Source organism: Pseudomonas sp. Leaf434, from assembly GCF_001425545.1.
GTDB classification, from domain to species: domain Bacteria; phylum Pseudomonadota; class Gammaproteobacteria; order Pseudomonadales; family Pseudomonadaceae; genus Aquipseudomonas; species Aquipseudomonas siliginis.
The window spans coordinates 86,635-107,909 of sequence record NZ_LMQZ01000001.1; the positions used below are offsets into that span (position 1 = coordinate 86,635).

The window sequence follows — 21,275 nt, forward strand, 5'->3', positions numbered from 1 at the left end:
GTTGAAGGAATCGGTATGCAGTTGGATCCCGCGAGCGGGTGGTGTCATGGCGTGCAGATCTGCCCGTCGCCCAACTTCAATGAGCGCCCGGCGGGCGAAGTGTCCCTGTTGGTCATCCACAACATCAGCCTGCCGCCGGCGCAATTCGCCACGGGCAAGGTTCAGGAATTTTTCCAGAATCGTCTGGATGTCACCGAAGACCCGTACTTTGCAGGCATCGCTGACCTGCGCGTCTCGGCGCATTTTCTGATCGAACGTGACGGCAAGGTCACCCAGTTTGTCTCCTGTCTGGAGCGGGCGTGGCACGCAGGCGTTTCTGTGTTCGAGGGCCGTGAAACCTGTAACGATTTTTCCGTGGGCATCGAGCTGGAAGGCACCGATGATCTGCCGTTCACCGACGAACAGTATTGTTCGTTGACTGCGCTGACCCGGCAGTTGCAGAAACGCTTTCCGGCGATCACCGATCAGCGTATCTGCGGCCACAGCGATATCGCTCCGGGGCGCAAGACCGATCCGGGACCGGCATTCGACTGGGCACGCTACCGCGCCGCCCTGGCAAAAGAGGAAGGACAATGAGTTTTCTGGTGTTACTGCTGGCGCTGTGGATCGAGAAGTTTTCGGCCCTGCGCCATCGGCTTCAACGCGACGGCGGATGGATCCGCGAACTGCACAAACTCGAAAACAGCAAACGGCTGGCCAGGCAACCGTGGCTGGTGCTGACGATTCTGGTGCTGTGCCCGGTGGCGTTGCTGGCGCTATTGCTGCTGGTGCTGGAACCTGTGGCGTACGGTCTGCTGGCGCTGCCGGTGCATTTGCTGGTGGTGATTTACAGCCTCGGGCGTGGCGATCTGCTCGGCGGCCTCGGCCCGTTCCGCGACGCCTGGCGTCGTGAGGATCTGCAAGCGGCGGCGCACGTCGCCAAGCGCGACCTGGATATCTGCGCCGACAACGGCGAGCAGTTGCTCGAGCGGGTGCAAGGGCATCTGCTGTGGCAGGCCTATCAGAGTTTTTTTGCGGTGATCTTCTGGTACTTCCTCCTCGGCCCCGTGGCGGCATTGGCCTATCGCTTGCTGGCGCTGGCCGAAGAGCACGGCTGCAATCCGGCGCTGGTCGAGCGTGCTGCGCAATTGCGTCACGCTTTCGATTGGGTGCCGGTGCGTTTGCTGGCGGCAAGTCTTGCGTTGGTCGGCAACTTCGTTGCGGTCAGCCGGGTGATGCTGCATGAGCTGCTGAACTGGAACATCAGCGCTGCGCAGTTGATCAACAAGGTCGGCCTGGCCGCCGGGGAAGTTCCACCGCCAGTGGTCGGCCCGGACGGCATCAACACCCTCGATTGCCTGTGGGAACTGCTGCTGCGTGCGGCGGTGCTGTGGTATGCCGGGTTTGCCTTGTGGACGGTACTGGTTCACTGATTACAGCAAGATCAAAAGATCGCAGCCTTCGGCAGCTCCTACCTTGGAACGCATTTCCCTGTAGGAGCTGCCGAAGGCTGCGATCTTTTTGCTTTTGATTTGGCGATCACTGCATTGCCATTAACCTTAAGTTACAAAACCTCCCGCCGATTTACGCTATACAGAGATAGCGCCCGATAGTGGCTATCTGCTCTCGTCCCGCGCCAGCCAATAAAAACAAGAAAAACCAAGGGAGACTTCCAGTGAAGAGCTTGCTCTATCCCGCCGTCTCGCTGATGAACCGTCTGAGCTTCGGCATGAAGTTCAGCCTGATCAGCGTGCTGTTCCTGGTGCCGATGCTGGTGACCAATTTCTATCTGGTGCGCGATTCCTATCGCGAGTTTCAGGGCACCCGCGTCGAACTGCAGAGCCTCGACTTGCTGGGCAGCAGCCTGACCCTGCGCCGGGATCTGGAGACCCTGAACAATCTGGTGCAGATCGACGTCACCCTCGGCCAGTCCGGCAAGGCCGGCAATGTCGAGGCGCAGATCCAGGCGCTGGAGCAAGCCGTGCTCGCGCGCCTCGAAGGGCTGACGGCGATGACCGAAGACCCCGAGCAGATCAAGCAATTCGAGGCCAAACGCGATGAAATGATCGCCGCGTTCAAGGCCCAGCAGGCGGAGAGCTCGCTGCAAAGCAAAAGCGCGTTGATCGGCAAGTTGCTGGCCAGTGCGCAGATTTTCAGCCAGATCATCACCAGTCAGGCCGGTTTGAGCCGCGACAACCAGAGCGACATTCGTCAGCTCAGCGAACTGGTCACGCTGATTACCCCTAGCGTCACGCAAACCCTCGGCGAAGGCCGGGCAATGGGTTCGTATTCGTTGGGCCAGGGCTTTCTCAACAGTTCCTCGAGCACGCGTTTCGACGAGTTGCTGGTGCAGATCGAAAAACTCCAGGCCGAGTACGCCCTGAAACTGCAAGACGCCCTCGGCTCGAGCAGCGCCGCACGCGAATCCCTCACTGCCCAGGCCGACACCAGCAAGGCTTCGCTGAAGCAGGCCAGCGAGCTGTTCGAAGAGCAAGTGGTGATGGCCGACACCCTCGATGCGCCGTGGCAGGCATTTTACGATCAGGTCACTGGGCTGATGGAACACACCTACCAGCTCAATCAGGCCACGCTGAAATTTCTCGACAGCCAGTTGCAGCAGCGTCTGGCGCAGAACCGCACGCACATGATTCTGCAAGCCTCTGCGCTGTCGGTGGTCTTTGTGCTGATTTTCTATCTTTATGGCGGTTTCTACGCCTCGACCCGCACCACCCTGAAAAGCCTGGGGGCGATGATGGACAAGGTCGCGGCTGGTGACATGACCGTCAACTTCAAGGCCAGCAGCCGCGATGAACTGGGCGAGTTGGGCGAGGTGTTCAACGGCACGGTGAAGAAGATTCACGACCTGATCGAGCGCGTCGGTCACACCGTTGGCGAGGTCGAGCGTCAGGCCGGACAGGTCGAAAGCGTGTCGGCGCAGAGCAATCAGGCTGTCGCTGGGCAGCGCTCGCAGATCGAACAAGTGGCGACGGCGATGAACCAGATGTCGGCGACTTCAATGGAAGTCGCGCGCAGTGCTGCTGCGGCGGTGAGCAGCGCCCACAGCGTCAACGACGAAACCCTCAGCGGGCGCGGGCTGGTGGAATCGCAGCAGGGCAGCATTGCCGCGCTGGCCAGCGAAATCGATCAGTCGGTGCTGGTGATCAATCAACTGGCCAGCGACAGCCAGTCGATCAGCCGTGTACTGGAAGTGATCAAGAGCATCGCCGAACAGACCAACCTGCTGGCGCTCAACGCCGCTATCGAAGCCGCGCGAGCCGGCGAGCAGGGGCGCGGTTTTGCCGTGGTCGCCGACGAAGTACGCACCTTGGCCAAGCGCACCCAGCAATCGACCGAAGAAATCGAGCAGATGATCGCCAAATTGCATGGCGGCGTCGGCGCGGCGGTGAAGGCCATGGGCGTCAGTCATCAGATGGCCAACGGCACGGTGGGCCAGTCGGAGAAGGTCCAGCAGGCGCTGGAAAACATCCTTGGCGCGGTGGGCATGATCGTCGATCAGAACCAGCAGATCGCCGCTGCCGTCGAACAGCAGACCGCCGTGGCCCACGACATCGATCAGAACATCGTCGAGATCAACCGTGCCGGCGAACGCACAGCGCAAGGTGCGCACCAGACCGAAGATGCCAGCCGCGCGCTGTCGGCGCAGGTGGTTGAACTCAAACAACTGATCAGCGCATTTCGTGTTTGAGAGGCTGGAACCGGATCAAAAATGTGGGAGCGAGCCTGCTCGCGAAGGCGGTGGGGCAGGCACTGACGATGTCACTGACAGATTGCTTTCGCGGGCAAGCTCGCTCCCACAAGGGACGGCAGTGTTACCAGCCGAAGACTTCGCAGCAGTTGGCGGTGCTGGCGTTGGCCAGTTGTTCAGGCGTGATATTCATCAGCTCGGCCAACGCCGCACAAATCGCCGGCAGATGCGCCGGGCTGTTGCGCTGGCCGGGGAACATGGCGGGGGCCATGTCCGGTGAGTCGGTTTCCAGTACCACCGATTGCAGCGGCAGTTCCGGCAGCACCCGATGCATGCGCAATGCCTGCGGCCAGGTCGGTGCGCCGCCGAGACCCAGTTTGAACCCGAGCTTGAGGTATTCCCGTGCTTCCTCACGGCTGCCGGCGAAGGCGTGGATGATGCCGGCGCGTTTGAGCTTGAAGCGCTTGAGCGTGGCGATCACCGCCGCGTGGCTGCGGCGTACGTGGATCAGCGCCGGCAGCTCGAAGTCCGCCGCCAGTTGCAGCTGCGCTTCGAACAACGCCTGTTGCCGCTCGCGATCGAGGTTTTCGATGAAGTAATCCAGGCCGATCTCGCCCACCGCACACAGCTGACGATGTCCGCGCAAGCGCGTCAGCCAGTCCCCCAGCGCATGCAAATCCTCGGGCCGATGCTGATCGAGAAACACCGGGTGCAATCCGAGCGCCGCGTACAGGTCGGCATCGCTCTGCACCAGATCCCACACCCGTTGCCAGTTGCCCTGATGCACGCCCAGCACGACGATGCGCCGCACGCCGAGAGCGCGGCTTTCGGCCAGCAACTCGGCGCGATCGGCGTCGAAGTCTGGGAAGTCGAGGTGGGTGTGGCTGTCGATCAGCTCCACGATTCAGTCCCGATGAATACGCTGCTTGAAGGTCCGCGCGATGGCTTGCACGCCCGGTTGGTAGTCATCCTGCTCGACGGCGGCCAGGGCCAGTTCCAAGGCCTTGTCGGCGATCAATTGGTGTTGCTGGGACATGGCGTTGACCGGCAGCGGCAGGAAATCCAGCAACTGCGTGTCGCCGAAGGTGCCGAGGCGCAGCGGCCGCGATTTCAGCGGGAAATCATGCAGCGCATCGAACACGCCCTGCAGCAGCACGTAGGAAGTGGTCACCAGTGCGTCAGGCAAATGCCCCAGACGCTGCAGGAGTTCTTCCATCAATTGCTTGCCGCACTCACGGCTGAACGACTCTGCGTGCTCGACCAGCACCTCACCTTTGAAATCGTTGAGCGCTGCGCGGAAACCGGCGGCACGTTCCTGGCTGATGCTCAGCTCCGGGCGTGCGCCGAGCAGCACGATCTGCTTTGGCTGCGGATCGAGCAGACTTTGGGTCAGATGCAGGCTGGCCTCGCGGTCGTCGCTGATCACCGAGCAGAAATGCTCCGGTTCCATGACCCGGTCGATGGCGATGATCGGCAGCCCCTTGGCCTGCAACTGGCGATAGCTGTCATCACCGGCCGGCAGGCAACTGGCAACGATCAGCGCATCGCAACGACGCGCGCGGAACAGTTGCAGCAACTGGCGCTCGCTGTCCGGCGCGTCGTCGGAACTGGCGATCAGCAATTGATAGCCGCGAGCCCGCGCGCCTTGTTCGAGCAACTTGGCGATCCGCGCGTAACTGGGGTTTTCCAGATCCGGCAGGATAAAGCCCAAGGTGCGCGTGTGCCGACTGCGCAGGCCGGCCGCTTGCGGATTGGGCGTAAAGCCGTGCAGATCGACCACCGCGCGCACGCGCTCGACGGTCGCGTTGCTGATGCGTTGCTGTTCGGCCTTGCCGTTGATGACGTAGCTGGCGGTGGTGACGGAGACGCCGGCCAACCGCGCGATATCACTGAGTTTCAACCCGGTATTTCCTTGTTTTTTCGAGCATGCCGCGACATTTTCGCCAATCCTACCCGATAAGGGCAGTCGACTTATTGCCTGGGCAGATCCGACCAGTTGGACTTCAAGGATGAGACATTATCGAGTAACGTGCCGATCAATCTAGATTAAACGTTTCAGCAAGCGTATTTTCTACGCTTTAGACGCCTTTGACCGGTTCTGCCGTGAAACCGCCAAAACTGCCGCTGAAAAGCGCGGCAGAGCGCCTAAGCTGTGAACCATTCAAAACAATACCTGGCGTTGAACTGCGCCAAAAAGGAGATCGCATGCTCGAGCTCACTATAGAGCAGATATCCATGGGCCAGTCGGCCGTGGATAAACCCGCTGCCCTGCAATTGCTGGCCAGTCATCTGGTCGCCGATGGTCTGGTAGCTGACGGCTACCTCGCCGGCCTGCAGGCCCGGGAAGCCCAGGGCTCGACCTTTCTCGGTCAAGGCATCGCCATTCCCCACGGTACGCCGGAAACCCGCGATCAGGTATTCGCCACCGGCGTGCGCCTGATGCAGTTTCCCGACGGCGTCGACTGGGGCGATGGCCAGATCGTTTATCTGGCGATCGGCATCGCGGCGAAATCCGACGAACACCTGCGCCTGCTGCAACTGCTGACCCGCGCCCTCGGCGAGACCGATCTGGGCCAGGCCCTGCGTCGCGCCAGCTCGCCCGAAGCGCTGCTGAAGCTGCTGCAAGGCGCGCCGCAGGAACTGGCGCTCGATGCGCAGATGATCGGCCTCGGCGTGTCGGCCGACGATTTCGAAGAACTGGTCTGGCGCGGCGCACGTCTGCTGCGTCAGGCCGATTGTGTGAGCAACGGCTTTGCCGGCGTGTTGCAGCAAGTCGAAGCGCTGCCCCTGGGCGACGGCCTGTGGTGGCTGCACAGCGAGCAGACAGTGAAGCGTCCGGGACTGGCGTTCGTCACCCCGGACAAACCGATGCGCTACCTCGGCCAGCCGCTCAGCGGACTGTTCTGCCTCGCCAGTCTGGGCGAAGCGCATCAGGCGTTGCTCGAGCGTTTGTGCGCGTTGCTGATCGAAGGTCGCGGCCACGAACTGGGCCGCGCCACCAGCAGCCGCAAAGTCCTCGAAGTGCTCGGCGGTGAACTGCCGGCCGACTGGCCGAGTGCACGTATTGCCCTGGCCAATGCCCATGGTTTGCACGCACGACCAGCGAAAATTCTTGCGCAACTGGCGAAGAGTTTTGGCGGCGAAATTCGCGTGCGCATCGTCGACAGCCAGGACAGCGCCGTGTCGGTGAAAAGCCTGAGCAAACTGCTGAGCCTCGGCGCCCGGCGCGGTCAGGTGCTGGAGCTGATTGCCGAACCGAGCATCGCCAGCGATGCCTTGCCGGCCTTGCTCGCGGCGATTGAAGAAGGCCTCGGTGAGGAAGTCGAGCCGCTGCCGGCCGTGAGTCAGCAGCGCGAAGTGATCGCCGACATCGCCGAAGTGCTGGTCGCTCCCGCGTCCGGCAGCCTGTTGCAGGCGATTCCTGCCGCACCGGGTATCGCCATCGGCCCGGCGCACATTCAGGTGCTGCAAGCCATCGATTACCCGTTGCGCGGCGAATCTGCCGCGATCGAGCGCGAGCGCCTCAAGCAAGCGCTGAGCGACGTGCGCCGCGACATTCAGGGCTTGATCGAACGCAGCAAGGCCAAAGCCATCCGCGAGATCTTCATCACTCACCAGGAAATGCTCGACGACCCGGATCTGACCGACGAAGTCGACACCCGCCTCAAGCAAGGCGAAAGCGCCGAAGCGGCGTGGATGGCAGTGATCGAAGCCGCCGCCAAACAGCAGGAGTCGCTGCAGGACGCTTTGCTCGCCGAGCGTGCCGCCGATCTGCGCGACATCGGTCGCCGGGTGCTGGCGCAATTGTGTGGCGTGCAGACCGCGAACGAACCTGAGCAACCGTACATTCTGGTGATGGACGAAGTCGGCCCGTCCGATGTCGCGCGGCTGGATCCTGCGCGAGTGGCGGGGATTCTCACCGCGCGCGGTGGCGCTACCGCGCACAGCGCCATCGTTGCCCGTGCCCTCGGGATTCCAGCGTTGGTCGGTGCGGGGGCGGCAGTGCTGTTGCTCGAACCGGGCACGCCGCTGTTGCTCGACGGTCAGCGTGGCCGTCTGCATGTCGACGCCGATGCCGCGACCCTCAAGCGTGCCGCAGAAGAGCGCGACACCCGCGAGCAACGCCTGAAGATCGCCGCCGAACAACGCCATCAACCGGCGCACACCACTGACGGCCACGCCGTCGAAGTGTTCGCCAACATCGGCGAAAGCGCAGGCGTGACCAGCGCGGTGGAGCAGGGCGCCGAAGGCATTGGTCTGCTGCGCACCGAACTGATTTTCATGGCCCACCCACAGGCACCGGACGAGGCAACCCAGGAAGCCGAATACCGTCGCGTGCTCGATGGTCTGGCCGGGCGGCCGCTGGTGGTGCGCACGCTCGACGTCGGCGGCGACAAACCGTTGCCGTATTGGCCGATCGCCAAGGAAGAAAACCCGTTCCTCGGCGTGCGCGGCATTCGCCTGACCCTGCAGCGGCCGCAGATCATGGAAGCGCAACTGCGCGCCTTGCTGCGCTCGGCCGACAACCGTCCGCTGCGGATCATGTTCCCGATGGTCGGCAGCGTAGAAGAGTGGCGCCAGGCCCGCGACATGACCGAACGCCTGCGTCTGGAAATTCCAGTCGCCGATCTTCAGCTGGGGATCATGATCGAAGTGCCGTCGGCCGCGTTGCTTGCGCCAGTGCTGGCCAAGGAAGTCGACTTCTTCAGCGTCGGCACCAACGACCTGACCCAATACACCCTGGCCATCGACCGCGGTCACCCGACCCTGTCTGCTCAAGCGGATGGCTTGCACCCGGCGGTCCTGCAACTGATCGACATCACCGTGCGCGCCGCCCATGCCCATGGCAAATGGGTGGGCGTCTGCGGCGAACTGGCGGCAGATCCGCTGGCGGTGCCGGTGCTGGTCGGCCTCGGTGTCGACGAACTCAGCGTGTCCGGGCGCAGCATTGCCGAAGTCAAGGCGCGCATCCGTGAACTCAGCCTGCCCCAGGCGCAAACCCTCGCTCAACAGGCCCTGGCCGTGGGCAGCGCGAATGAAGTACGCGCATTAGTGGAGGCCCTGTAAATGGCCAAGATTCTCACCCTGACCCTCAACCCGGCTCTCGACCTCACCGTCGAGCTGTCACGGCTGGATGCCGGTCAGGTCAATCGCAGCGAGGAGATGCACACCCACGCTGCGGGCAAAGGCGTCAACGTCGCCCAGGTGCTGGCGGATCTCGGCCATCAGGTCACCGTCAGCGGCTTTCTCGGCGAAGACAATCTGCAAGCGTTCGAAACCCTGTTCGCCAAGCGTGGTTTTGTCGACGCGTTCATCCGCGTGCCGGGCGAGACGCGCAGCAACATCAAAGTCGCCGAACAGGACGGACGCATCACCGACATCAACGGTCCGGGGCCAATGGTCGATGCAACGGCGCAGCAAGCTTTGCTTGATCGCTTGCTGCAGATCGCACCGGGGCACGATGCGGTGGTGGTCGCCGGCAGTCTGCCGCGTGGCGTCACTGCGCAATGGTTGCGCGAGCTGATTGAAAGCTTGAACGCGCTCGGCTTGAAAGTCGCCCTCGATTCCAGTGGTGAAGCCTTGCGCGTCGCGTTGCAGGCCAGCCCCTGGCTGATCAAACCGAACACCGAAGAATTGGCCCACGCACTTGGCTGCGAAGTGGTGTCGCCGATCGCCGAAGCACAAGCCGCCGCACGTTTGCATGCGCAAGGCATCGAGCACGTGGTGATCTCTCACGGCGCTGACGGGGTCAACTGGTTCAGTGTCGGCTCGGCCCTGCATGCCTCGCCGCCGAAAGTCAGCGTGGCCAGCACGGTCGGTGCCGGCGATTCATTGCTGGCTGGCATGCTCCACGGTCTGCTCAGTGCTGATACGCCGGAGCAAACCCTGCGCACCGCCACCGCGATTGCGGCGATGGCGGTGACCCAGATCGGTTTTGGCATCAACGACGCTGTGCAACTGGCGCAGCTCGAACAGGGCGTGCGCGTGCGCCCCCTGACAGAACAATAAGAGGGTTTGTGATGAAGTTAGCCATTGTTACGGCTTGCCCGAACGGCATGGTCACCAGTGTGCTGTGCGCGCGCCTGCTCGATGCAGCGGCGCAGCGCCAGGGCTGGAGCACCAGCGTTGAAGTGGTCGATCCGGCACACCCGGAACGCGAATTGTCGGCGGCGACCATCGAAGCCGCCGAGTGGGTCTTGCTGGTCACCACTGGCGCGGTGGACATGAGTCGCTTCGTCGGCAAGCGCGTGTTCCAGATCGCTCCGGCGCAGGCGCTGCAGGATGTCGAAGCGGTACTGCGTCGCGGTGCTGAAGAAGCCGAAGTCTACGTGGCCAGCGCAGTCGAACCGGCGATTGATGCGCCACGTGCGCCGCGCATCGTCGCCATCACGGCCTGCCCGACCGGCGTCGCCCACACCTTCATGGCCGCCGAAGCGTTGCAGCTGACTGCAAAGCGCCTGGGCTATGAATTGCATGTCGAAACCCAAGGCTCGGTCGGCGCGAAAACACCACTCAGCGCAACGGCCATCGCCGAGGCTGACGTGGTGCTGCTGGCGGCGGATATCGACGTCGCCACCGAGCGTTTCGCCGGCAAGAAAATCTATCGCTGCGGCACGGGCGTTGCGCTGAAGCAGTCTGAAGCGACTTTGAAAAAAGCCTTGGCCGAAGGCGCTGTCGAAAGTGCGGCAAGCGACGGCAAGGCCCCGGCCAAGTCCGAGAAAACCGGCGTCTACAAGCACCTGCTCACGGGTGTGTCGTACATGCTGCCGATGGTGGTGGCGGGTGGTTTGCTGATCGCATTGTCGTTCGTGTTCGGCATCACCGCTTACAAGGAAGAAGGCACGCTGGCGGCGGCGCTGATGCAGATCGGCGGCGAAACCGCGTTCAAGCTGATGGTGCCGCTGTTGGCCGGTTACATCGCCTACTCGATTGCCGACCGCCCGGGCCTTGCGCCGGGGATGATCGGCGGTTTGCTGGCGGGCACTCTGGGCGCCGGATTCATCGGGGGGATCATTGCTGGTTTCATTGCCGGTTACGCTGCCAAAGCCATCGCCCGCTATGTGAAATTGCCGCAGAGCCTGGAAGCGCTGAAGCCGATTCTGATCATCCCGTTGCTGGCCAGTCTGGTCACCGGCCTGGTGATGATTTACGTGGTCGGCAAACCGGTCGCCGGCATGCTCGCCGCGCTTACCCAGTTTCTCGACAGCATGGGCACCACCAACGCGATTCTGCTCGGCGTATTGCTCGGCGGCATGATGTGCGTCGACCTCGGCGGGCCGATCAACAAGGCTGCCTATGCGTTTTCGGTGGGGCTGCTGGCCTCGCAGAGTTACGCACCGATGGCCGCGACCATGGCCGCCGGCATGGTGCCGCCGATTGGCTTGGGCATCGCCACCTTCATTGCCCGGCGCAAGTTCGCGCAGACCGAGCGCGAGGCCGGCAAAGCAGCGTTCGTGCTGGGCCTGTGCTTTATCTCGGAAGGGGCGATTCCGTTCGCTGCGAAAGACCCGCTGCGGGTGATCCCGGCGAGCATCGCCGGGGGTGCGCTGACCGGTGCCTTGTCGATGTACTTCGGCTGCAAACTGATGGCGCCGCACGGTGGCTTGTTCGTGCTGGCGATCCCCAATGCGATCAACCATGCGCTGCTGTATCTGCTGGCGATTGTTGCGGGGAGCCTGGTCACGGCGGTGGTGTATGCGCTGCTCAAACGGCCGGAGGCTGTCGAGCTACCGCTGGAGCCCGCCAAGGCCTGACCGACAACACCAAATCCCTGTGGGAGCGAGCAGGCTCGCTCCCACAGGAGTCTGCATTGTCATAGCGGGTTCATACACCCGTGCTTAAGTTTTCCCTTTTGCAGGGAGAACACCATGAGCGATTTCAATCTCGGTCGGCGTCGCGTCATGCAAGCGGTCGGCGCCGGGCTGTTGCTGCCGGGGCTGGCGCCGGCGGTGATTGCCTCGGTCAAGGATCGTCCGCAGCTCACCGACGGCGTGCAGTCCGGCGACCTGCTCGGCGACCGCGCGATGATCTGGAGCCGCAGCGATCGGCCGGCGCGCATGGTGGTCGAGTGGGACACCGGCAGCCTGTTCGGCAACCCGCGCAAATTCGTCTCGCCACTGGCCGATGCGCGCAGCGATTTCACCGCCCGCGTCGAACTCACCGGCCTGCCGGCCAACCAGGCGATTTTCTATCGCGTGCACTTCGAAGATGCCCAGAGCGGCGTCGCCAGCGAACCGTGGTTCGGCCATCTGCGCAGCGTGCCAACGACAAAACGCGACATCCGTTTTGTCTGGAGCGGTGACACCGTCGGCCAAGGCTTCGGGATCAACCCGGACATCGGCGGCATGCGCATCTACGAAGCCATGCGCCTGCGCCTGCCGGACTTCTTTATTCACAGCGGCGACACCATCTACGCCGACGGCCCGGTGCCCGCGCAACTGACCACAGAAAGCGGGCGCATCTGGCGCAATGTCACCACTGAAGCCAAAAGCAAAGTCGCGCAGACCCTTGACGATTATCGCGGCAACTATCGCTACAACCTGATGGACGAAAACATCCGCCGCTTCAACGCCGAGGTGCCGCAGATCTGGCAGTGGGACGACCACGAAGTGGTCAACAACTGGTCGCCGGGCAAGCAGCTGGATGAACGCTATCAGGAGAAAGATATCCACAAGCTGGTCGGCCGCGCGCGGCAGGCGTGGCTGGAATATGCGCCGATGCGTTTGCAAGCGGCGGACGGCGGCGGGCGCATTTATCGCAAGCTCAGTTACGGGCCGATGCTCGACGTATTCGTGCTGGATATGCGCAGCTATCGCGAAGCCAACGATGCCAACCTCGGCGCGGCAAAACCGTTTCTTGGCCGCGAGCAGCTGGACTGGCTCAAGCGTGAATTGCAGGCGTCGACGGCGCAGTGGAAAGTCATCGCCGCCGACATGCCCATCGGCCTTGGCGTGCCGGACGGCGAGGTCAGTCCGGGCGTTGCGCGTTGGGAAGCCGTGGCCAACGGCGACCCCGGCCCGGCGCAGGGGCGAGAGCTGGAAATCGCCGAGCTGCTCGGATTCCTGCGCGCGCAGCAGGTGCGCAATTTCGTGTTTCTGACGGCGGACGTGCACTACTGCGCGGCGCATCACTATCATCCGGACCGCGCGGCGTTTCAGGATTTCGAACCGTTCTGGGAATTTGTCGCCGGACCGTTGAACGCCGGCAGTTTCGGGCCGAACCCACTGGACAAGACGTTTGGCCCAGAGGTGGTGTTCGAGAAAGCACCGCCCGCACAGAACACCTCGCCGTTTGCCGGGTTTCAGTTTTTTGGCGAGGTGAATATCGAAGGGCAGAGCGGGGAGATGAGCGTGGTGTTGCGGGATCTGGATGGGGTAGCAGTGTTTGAGCAGAAGTTGCAGCCTGTTTAATCACGCTGGATCAAAAGCCCCTCACCCCAGCCCTCTCCCGGAGGGAGAGGGAGCCGACCGAGGTGTCTCGCGTTAAGCATCGACCTGGAAGACCGAGGTGATTGTGGCTTTGGATTCAGTGAAGAATGCTCAGGTCGGCGTCGATTTCAAGCATCACCCAATCAGTCACCTCGCCCTCTGGGAGGGAGAGGGCCGACCGAGGTGTCTTGCGCTATGCATCGACCTGGAAGACCGAGGTGATTATGGCTTTGGATTCAGTGAAGAACGCTCAGGTCGGCGTCGATCTCGAGCATCCCCCAATCAGTCCCCTCTCCCTCTGGGAGAGNGGAAGACCGAGGTGATTATGGCTTTGGATTCAGTGAAGAACGCTCAGGTCGGCGTCGATCTCGAGCATCCCCCAATCAGTCCCCTCTCCCTCTGGGAGGGAGAGGGCCGACCGAGGTGTCTTGCGTCATGCATCGACCTGGAAGACCGAGGTGATTATGGCTTTGGATTCAGTGAAGAACGCTCAGGTCGGCGTCGATCTCGAGCATCCCCCAATCAGTCCCCTCNCATGCATCGACCTGGAAGACCGAGGTGATTATGGCTTTGGATTCAGTGAAGAACGCTCAGGTCGGCGTCGATCTCGAGCATCCCCCAATCAGTCCCCTCTCCCTCTGGGAGAGGGCTAGGGTGAGGGCATTTTCCGCTCTGCCGCAATTCTGATGATCTGCTCCAACACGTCATCCATCTGCTGAAGCACCTCAAGATTGCTGAATCGCACGACGTCGATGCCTTGTTGAGACAGGAAGTTCGACCGGCGCCGATCGTGAACCACCCCGGCCGTCTCATAATGCTGGCCACCATCCAGCTCAATCGCCAATCTCAACTCCACACAATAGAAATCCAGCACAAACGGCGGACATGGAAACTGTCGGCGAAATTTCAGGTTGGCTATCTGCCGGGAACGCAGGCGCTGCCAGAGCAGGTGTTCGCAATCTGTCTGGTTGGTGCGCAAGTGGCGGGCGAATTGGGCGAGGGTAGGGCGGCTTGGCATGGCTTCACGGTCCTTGTGAAGTTGAGTGGAGATTTAACAGTAGCCCATTTCCCTCATCGGAACGCCGCCCGCCCAGCCCTCTCCCAGAGGGAGAGGGAGCCGACCGAGGTGATTATGGCTATGGATTCAGTGAAGAACGCTCAGGTCGGCGTCGATCTCGAGCATCCCCCAATCGGTCCCCTCTCCCATTGGGAGAGGGCTAGGGTGAGGGGCTTTTCGCAGGCGTTAGTAAACATCCCGGCGATAGCGGCCCTGTTCGATCAGGCGTTCGACTTCGGCGCTGCCGAGGATATCGTTGAGCGCCTGGTCTACGCCTGAGGCCATCCCTTGAAGGCTGCCGCAGATATAAATGACGGCACCATCAGCCAACCACTTCTTCAGTTCATCCGCCGACTCACGCAAGCGATCCTGCACATAAACCTTCTCAGCCTGATCCCGCGAAAACGCCAGATCCAGCCGCGCCAGATCACCATTGACCAACCACTCCTCGAGCTCGGCGCGGCAGAGGAAGTCGTGCTCGCGGTTGCGCTCGCCGAACAGCAGCCACTGCCGTTGCTGACCATCGGCAATGCGTGCCTTGAGCAAACTGCGCAGGCCGGCGAGGCCTGTGCCGTTGCCCAGCAGGATCATCGGCACGGGCTCGTTCGGCAGGTGGAAACCGCTGTTGCGCCGCACGCGCAGGCTGATGCTGCCGCCCACAGGCGCATGCTCGGTGAGCCAGCCGGAGCCGATGCCGAGGCTGCCGTCGTTGTGCTGTTCCTGACGCACGATCAGCTCCAGCACGCCGTCAGCGGCAATCGAGGCGATGGAGTATTCGCGCATGGCCAGCGGCACCATCGCGTCGACCAGCGACTGCGCATGCAGGCCGACCAGATGCGCGCGGTGTTCGGGCAGTTGGCGTGAGGCGAGGGCCACTTCCAGCGGCTCGTCGATGCCGTTGACCTTCACCGGTGTTTCGCCACGGATGCCGAGGCCGTCGAGGAAATGTTCGATCGCCCACGGGCAATTGCGTGGCAGCACTTCGACCAGGTCACCGGCCAGCCAGCTGCGGGTGTCCGGGGCTTTGAGGCCGAGCAGATAGACCGGCGCGCCGCTGCTGTCGGGGTTCATCAGTTCGCGCCGCACCAGCGTCCAGTTGTCGTAGCTGGGTGCTTGCCAGGTTTCGCTCGGCGCCTGTCCGGTGAGCTGGCCGAGTTGCGTTTGCCAGTGACGCAGCGCGTAGGGATCGGCGCTATCGACCTCCACCGGGGCGAACAGCGTCTTGCCGCCGTGCTCGCCGAGCCATTGATGCAAGCGTTTGGCGAAGCCACAGAAGTGCGCGTACTGCCGATCGCCGAGGCCGAGCACGGCGTAGTTGAGGCTGTCGAGTGTCGAGGCTTTGGCCAGCACTTTGCGTTCGAAACCGCGCGCGCTGTCCGGCGCGTCGCCGTCGCCGAAGGTGCTGACCACGAACAAGGCATTGGTGGAATCACGCAGATCCTGTTCGCTGAGATTGGCCAGCGGCTGCACGTTGACCGGCAACCCGGCGGCCTGCAATTGTCCGGCGGTCTGCCACGCCAATTGTTCGGCGAAACCGCTCTGGCTGGCGAAACCGATCAGCCAGGCCGAAGCCTCGGTGGACGGTTGCGCGAGGCCCTGGCGGGCATCCTTGATCTGCTTTTTCTTGCGCCGACGATCCAGATACAGCAGCCAGCCAGTGATGAAGAACAGCGGCATGCACACCGCCGCGATCGTCACGATGATGCGCCCGACAAGGCCGAAATAGCTGCCCACGTGCAGCGCATAAATGCTGGTCAGTAGTTGGGCCTTGAAGCTTTTGTCGGCATAGCGGTCGACGCGTTTGACCACGCCGGTGGCCGGGTCGAGGGTGATCTGGTTCAGCGCGCGGTCATGGGGTGAGCTGTCGAGCAGGTAGAACACCGTCGCCGGCTGGCCGGCCACCGCCGGCATGCGAATGTTATACGCGGCCAGGCCCGGGCCGGCGGCGCTGTAGATGCTGCTCCACATCGCCGCGTAGTCGGCGATCGGTGCCGGACCTTCCGGCGCCGGGCCGCGACCGCCGCGCACGCGTTCGTTTTGCGGCGCGTCGGAAAGCAGTCGGGTCAGGCCCTTGTTGTACCACTCGTACGACCATGACAAACCGGTCAACGCCAGCAGCAGATACACCAGCAAACACCAAGTGCCGGCCACCGAATGCAGATCCCAATTGAACGCGCGGCCTTTCTTTCTCCAGTCCAGGGTCAACCACACGCGCCAGCTGTTCCACTGGCGTGGCCAGCGCAGATAAAGGCCGGAGAGGCAGAAGAACAGCAGCATCAAGGTACAGGCGCCTGTAATGTTGCGCCCGGTGTCGCCCATGGCGAGGAAGCGGTGCAGTTGCAGCATCAGGCCGAAGAAGTCCTGACCGGTGGCGTCGCCCTTGAACTCGGCGGTGTACGGATCGAAGTAGCGCATCTCGCCACGCCGTTCGCCTTTGGGTGGGGTGAAGTAAACGCGTGCGGCGTGACCGCTGTCGGTCTCGACCCAGAGCATCGCGACTTTCTTGCCGGACGCAGCTTCGATGCGCTCCACCAGTTCCACTGGCGGCAGCACTCCAGCGACCTGTTTTTCCACCTGCAGAACGGACGGATTGAGCGCGCGCAGGATCTCGTCCTGAAACGAATAGGCCGCGCCGGTGATGCCCATCAGAGCCAGCACCAGCCCTGCGGTGATGCCAAAAAACCAGTGCAACTGGAACAGGGTTTTCTTCAACACGTCACTCGCCGTCCGTTCGGAAATTGTCATCACGGCGCGCATTATGCCGTGGGTTATCAAGAAGCGTTTTGCGTAACACACGAAAGCCCCGTTCAACTGAATGAACGGGGCCGAGCCTCGCGGCGCATTCCCTGTGGGAGCGAGCCTGCTCGCGAAAGCGGTGTGTCAGTCAGCATCGATGTTGCTGAAAGATTGCCTTCGCGAGCAGGCTCGCTCCCACAGGTTTTCACATCGGTCAGAAGTGGAAATTGGTGCTCAACAGCGCCGTACGTCCCGCCGCCTGGTTGGCGAAGTGGGTCGAGAAGGCTTTGTCGTAATAGGTTTCGTCGGTCAGGTTCTGCACGTTGAGTTGCAGGTCGACGTTCTTGGTCAGCTTGTAGGCCGCCATCGCGTCGTAACGCACGTACGAATCGACCATCGTCGTGTTGGCGACACTGCCGTAGACGTCGTCGACGTAGAACGCGCCACCACCGATCGTCAGCTTTGGCGTGACCTGGTACGTGGTCCACAGGCTGGCGCTGTTTTTCGGTGTGTTCGGCAGATCGTTGCCGTCGTTGGCACGACCCAGCGGGCCACCGTCAACCTGTTCGCTGTCCATGAAGGCGTAACCGGCGAACACCTGCCACTTGTCGGTGATCTTGCCGCTGGCCGACAGTTCGAAGCCTTGCACGCGAGTCTTGCCGGCGTTTTCGTAGGAACTGGTATCGACTTGCACGCGAGCGTTTTCCTTCTCGGTGCGGAAGATGTCGGCGGTCAGCGACAGGCGATCATTGAGCAGATCCCACTTGGTGCCGATCTCGTAGTTCTTGGTGGTTTCCGGCTCCATGTCGCTGCTCAGCAGGTTGCCGCTGCGATCCGGTGTGCCGCCCAGCGGGTTGCCTTCCTGACCTTCGCCCAAAGTGTTGCCCGGCGGTGTCGCCGAGGTCGCATAAGAGGCGTAGATGCTGCCGTTTTCCGCCGGCTTGTAGACCACGCCGAACTGACCGGTGACGAATTCGCTGGTGTCATCGCCCTTGGAGGTGGTGGTCCCTGCGGCGTTGTAGGTTTTGTAATCGGTGTCGAAGTGGTCGTAGCGCAGGCCCATGTTCACCAGCCATTGCTCGGACAATTCCAGCGTGTCGAACACGTAGAGCGCGTAGGTGTCGGCCTGGGTGTCGGTACCGGCGTAGTTACGCGAGATCGCGCCGTTCCACGGATCGTTCGGGTTCGGGTTCGACAGCGAGGTGCAGTTGTAACCGCTGGCGGCGCCGATCAGGCCCGGGTTGCAATTGGTGGTGACGGTGCTGGTGCGCGGCGTGGTGTCGGTGTTGACGTTGTACGAGGATTTCTCGCTCTGCTCACGGGTGTATTCGACACCGGTGGAGAAGCTGTTCTTGAAACCGCCCACGTAGAAGGTGCCGAACAGATCGGTCTGGTTGGTGGTGGTTTCGGTGTTGCTCACCCGCGTGTTGGCCCGACGCCAGACGCTGCCGTTGTTGACGTTGCCCTTGCTGTCGTCCGGCTGGGTGAGGATGTAATCCTGCATGCTGCTGCCGTGGCGCAGGGTGTTCTTGATGGTCAGCGCATCATTGAGGTCGTGCTCGATGGCGAAGGTCGCGGTGTCGGTGCGGCCCTTGCGGAAGTCACGATCCAGACCATAGAAGTTGTCGTGATCGCCACCGGCGTACGGCTTGTCCGGATTGGACTTGGTGCGTGCGGCCGAACCACCGGTTGGGATGGTGTACGGGATGCCCGAGTCCGGGGTGTCGTTGCTTTCCAGATGGTAGTAGTCGAGGTTTACACGGGTATCGGTGCCCAGGCCGAAGGCCAGCGACGGCGCGATGCCCCAACGGTCGTAATCGACCTTGTCGCGACCGGCGACGTTGCTCTCGTGGCTCATCAGGTTGAGACGGCCGGCAGCGCTGTCGCTGAACTGATAGTTGCCGTCGAGGGTGTAGCGCTGGGTCTGGTCGGAGCCGTAGGTGAAGCCGCCGTCGAAGGAGTTGCCCAGGTGCGCTTTCTTGCTCACCAGGTTGATGCTGCCGCCGGCGGCGCCGCGACCGCCAATCGCCGAGTTCGGGCCTTTGCTGACTTCGATGTTTTCCACGGCGAAGATTTCGCGGCTCTGCGAACCGGTGTCGCGCACGCCGTCCAGGTAAGTGTCACCCTGAGCATCGAAGCCGCGGATGAACGGACGGTCGCCCTGCGGGTTGCCGCCTTCACCAGCACCGAAGGTAATGCCCGGCACGGTACGCAAGGCGTCCTGCATATTCAGCGCGCCGGTGTCCTTGAGCACTTGTTGCGGGATGACGGTGACCGAGCGCGGAGTGTCGACCAGCGGTGCGGTGTACTTGGGGGAGGAGGCTTTTTCGACCTGATAGGAGGTCGAGTCCTGGGCTTCACCGGTGATGGCGGTGGCGTCCAGGGCAATGGCGTTGCCGGAAGTTTTGCTCTCGGTTTTTTCCGCCGCGAAGACCATCTGCCCAGCGGAGCCGGCGGTGATTGCGACACCGATTGCCGAGGCGAGCAGACGTGGTGAACTGACCGGTAATTGTGCGTGTTGACGTGCCATTTTTATTCCCCTCCCCAAGGATTTGAGGCGGCGGAATATAGGGTAAACAGGTATTCGTATCAATTGCGAAACATTGTTATTCGCATTGAATTTACATTCTTTACAATTTGCCCTTACGGTTTCTGCCTGTTCGTTCGTCTCGGGGGTTTTACACAGTCAATAAGAATCAATACCATTGCCGCCTTCTTGCCATCAGGTGACATCGCCATGCTGCTGCACATTCCCGGGCTGTTCGCAAAAGACGAAGTGCAGCGCATCCGCCAGGCGCTGGAGCAGGCGGATTGGGCCGACGGCAAGATCACCGCCGGCTTCCAGTCGGCCAAGGCCAAGCACAATCTGCAACTGCCCGAAGGCCACCCGCTGGCCAAGGAAATCGGCGCGGCGATGCTCGAGCGGCTGTGGAAGAATCCGCTGTTCATGTCTGCCGCACTGCCGCACAAAGTCTTCCCGCCACTAGTGAACTGCTACACGGCCGGCGGCAGTTTTGATTTCCACATTGACAATGCCGTGCGCCAGCCCAAGGGCAGCATCGAGCGAGTGCGCACCGATTTGTCGGCGACGTTGTTTTTCAGCGAACCGGAAGATTACGACGGCGGCGAGCTGGAGATTCAGGACACCTACGGCACCCAGCGAGTGAAGCTGCCGGCCGGCGACATGGTGTTGTATCCGGGCACCAGTTTGCACAAGGTCAACGCGGTTACACGTGGTGCGCGTTATGCCTCGTTTTTCTGGACGCAAAGCCTGGTGCGCGAAGACAGCCAGCGCGCGTTGCTGTTCGAAATGGACGGGGCGATTCAGCAGTTGACCCAGGACGTTCCCGATCACCCTTCGCTGATCCGCCTCACTGGCACTTATCACAACTTGCTGCGGCGCTGGGTCGAGGTATGAGTTTCCAGTTGCGCCGCGAGGAAGTTCTCGATGCAGCCGGGTTGGCGGCAATGCTTGAAGAAAGCCCGGCCCGCGCTGCGCAGGCGATTTTGCTAGCGGCAGGCGAGGGAGAGGTTGAAGCGCAGGCGCTGCTTGGGCAGATCCTGCTGGACGGTCAGGGCATCGCGCAGGATCAACCGCTTGCATTGCGCTGGTTCGGCATCGCCGCCGGGCGCGGGCATCTGATGGCGCGCAACATGCTCGGGCGTTGTCATGAGCATGGTTGGGGTTGTGCGGCGGATGCCTCGGTCGCGGCGCAGCATTATCGAATCGCTGCCGAGGCGGGGCTGGACTGGGCGATGTACAACTTTGCCAATCTACTGGCCACCGGGCGCGGGGTGACGGTTGATCATCAGCATGCGCTGGCGTTGTACCGGCGTGCAGCTGAGTTGGGCCATGCGAAATCGATGAACCTGCTGGGGCGCTATCTGGAGGAAGGGCAGGTGTGTCAGGCGGATCCGCTGGCGGCGCGTGACTGGTATCGGCGTTCGGCTGAGGGAGGGGATTTTCGTGGGCAGTTCAGTTTCGCTGCAGTTTTAGCGGATGAGGGGCGGGTTGATGAAGCGGTTGTTTGGCTTGAGAAAGCCTTGGCCGGGGGCAATCTTAATTTTCTGCGGGTGGCGAGCCAGACGCTGGCTGATGCGACAGGCTTGCGAATTCAGGCGATGGCTAGTCGGTATGCCGCTCGGTATGCAGAGTTGCAGCGCGGCTGAAACCGCCGAGCCCTCACCCTAGCCCTCTCCCAGGGGGAGAGGGAACCGACCGAGGGATGCTTGGGAGGTACGCCGACCTGCAATGGTTTTGCCGAATCCATAATCGCCAAGGTGGTTCAGGTCGATGTCGGACGGAAGACCACTCGGTCGGCTCCCTCTCCCTCGGGAGAGGGCTGGGGTGAGGGGCTATGGTATCTAG

The 21,275-nt window shown here is 62.2% G+C and carries 14 protein-coding genes; 9 read left to right on the forward strand and 5 right to left on the reverse strand.

Translation table 11 applies throughout. The annotated features are described in order from the left end of the window. Positions 1-15 precede the first annotated feature (15 nt). The 3 genes from ampD to ASG55_RS27570 all read left to right on the forward strand — a co-directional run bounded on the left by ampD (position 16) and on the right by ASG55_RS27570 (position 3,685). Entirely contained in the window at positions 16-576 is a 561-nt protein-coding gene (gene ampD, locus ASG55_RS00375; RefSeq protein WP_056782883.1) for a 1,6-anhydro-N-acetylmuramyl-L-alanine amidase AmpD, read from the forward strand. Further along, positions 573-1,412 carry a regulatory signaling modulator protein AmpE gene (gene ampE / locus ASG55_RS00380; RefSeq protein WP_056782885.1) on the forward strand — a complete coding sequence of 280 codons (840 nt, stop codon included), beginning with the start codon at positions 573-575 and terminating at the stop codon, positions 1,410-1,412. The genes ampD and ampE overlap by 4 nt, the downstream gene beginning before the upstream one ends. A 1,583-nt stretch (positions 1,413-2,995) precedes the next feature. After that, positions 2,996-3,685 carry a methyl-accepting chemotaxis protein gene (locus ASG55_RS27570; RefSeq protein WP_370695133.1) on the forward strand — a complete coding sequence of 230 codons (690 nt, stop codon included), beginning with the start codon at positions 2,996-2,998 and terminating at the stop codon, positions 3,683-3,685. A gap of 124 nt (positions 3,686-3,809) precedes the next feature. On the opposite strand, the gene ASG55_RS00390 is transcribed toward ASG55_RS27570, so the two are convergent. Then, positions 3,810-4,586 carry a TatD family hydrolase gene (locus ASG55_RS00390; RefSeq protein ID WP_056782889.1) on the reverse strand — a complete coding sequence of 259 codons (777 nt, stop codon included), beginning with the start codon at positions 4,584-4,586 and terminating at the stop codon, positions 3,810-3,812. A gap of 3 nt (positions 4,587-4,589) precedes the next feature. Continuing rightward, the gene (gene cra / locus ASG55_RS00395) at positions 4,590-5,585 is read right to left on the reverse strand and encodes a catabolite repressor/activator (protein ID WP_024011578.1); all 996 of its coding nucleotides are present in this window, start codon (positions 5,583-5,585) and stop codon (positions 4,590-4,592) included. Positions 5,586-5,890: 305 nt separating this feature from the next. On the opposite strand from cra, the gene ptsP reads away from it, so the two are divergent. The 4 genes from ptsP (at position 5,891) to ASG55_RS00415 (ending at position 13,095) form a co-directional block, all read left to right on the forward strand. Beyond that, positions 5,891-8,752 (forward strand): phosphoenolpyruvate--protein phosphotransferase, encoded by a 2,862-nt coding sequence (gene ptsP, locus ASG55_RS00400; protein ID WP_056782891.1) that lies wholly within the window; start codon positions 5,891-5,893, stop codon positions 8,750-8,752. Next, positions 8,753-9,694, forward strand: coding sequence for a 1-phosphofructokinase (gene pfkB, locus ASG55_RS00405; RefSeq protein WP_056782893.1), 942 nt, complete (start codon positions 8,753-8,755; stop codon positions 9,692-9,694). A gap of 11 nt (positions 9,695-9,705) precedes the next feature. Continuing rightward, positions 9,706-11,439: a PTS fructose-like transporter subunit IIB gene (locus tag ASG55_RS00410; protein ID WP_056782895.1), complete on the forward strand. Its 1,734-nt coding sequence runs from the start codon at positions 9,706-9,708 to the stop codon at positions 11,437-11,439. 114 nt (positions 11,440-11,553) lie between these two features. Then, positions 11,554-13,095 carry an alkaline phosphatase D family protein gene (locus ASG55_RS00415; protein ID WP_056782896.1) on the forward strand — a complete coding sequence of 514 codons (1,542 nt, stop codon included), beginning with the start codon at positions 11,554-11,556 and terminating at the stop codon, positions 13,093-13,095. Positions 13,096-13,762: 667 nt separating this feature from the next. Here ASG55_RS00415 and ASG55_RS00420 read toward each other — a convergent pair. The 3 genes from ASG55_RS00420 to ASG55_RS00430 form a co-directional block, all read right to left on the reverse strand. Continuing rightward, positions 13,763-14,131, reverse strand: coding sequence for an endonuclease domain-containing protein (locus tag ASG55_RS00420; protein WP_056782898.1), 369 nt, complete (start codon positions 14,129-14,131; stop codon positions 13,763-13,765). Positions 14,132-14,356: 225 nt separating this feature from the next. Further along, positions 14,357-16,885 (reverse strand): PepSY domain-containing protein, encoded by a 2,529-nt coding sequence (locus ASG55_RS00425; protein WP_056786730.1) that lies wholly within the window; start codon positions 16,883-16,885, stop codon positions 14,357-14,359. A gap of 235 nt (positions 16,886-17,120) precedes the next feature. Then, the gene (locus ASG55_RS00430; protein WP_056782900.1) at positions 17,121-19,436 is read right to left on the reverse strand and encodes a TonB-dependent receptor; all 2,316 of its coding nucleotides are present in this window, start codon (positions 19,434-19,436) and stop codon (positions 17,121-17,123) included. Between the two features lie 207 nt (positions 19,437-19,643). Here ASG55_RS00430 and ASG55_RS00435 point away from each other — a divergent pair, with 207 nt between their 5' ends. Both ASG55_RS00435 and ASG55_RS00440 read left to right on the forward strand, forming a co-directional pair. Then, positions 19,644-20,324 carry a Fe2+-dependent dioxygenase gene (locus ASG55_RS00435; protein WP_024011586.1) on the forward strand — a complete coding sequence of 227 codons (681 nt, stop codon included), beginning with the start codon at positions 19,644-19,646 and terminating at the stop codon, positions 20,322-20,324. Next, the gene (locus tag ASG55_RS00440) at positions 20,321-21,076 is read left to right on the forward strand and encodes a tetratricopeptide repeat protein (RefSeq protein ID WP_056782902.1); all 756 of its coding nucleotides are present in this window, start codon (positions 20,321-20,323) and stop codon (positions 21,074-21,076) included. Before ASG55_RS00435 ends, ASG55_RS00440 begins: the two co-directional genes overlap by 4 nt. The last annotated feature ends 199 nt before the right edge of the window (positions 21,077-21,275 follow it).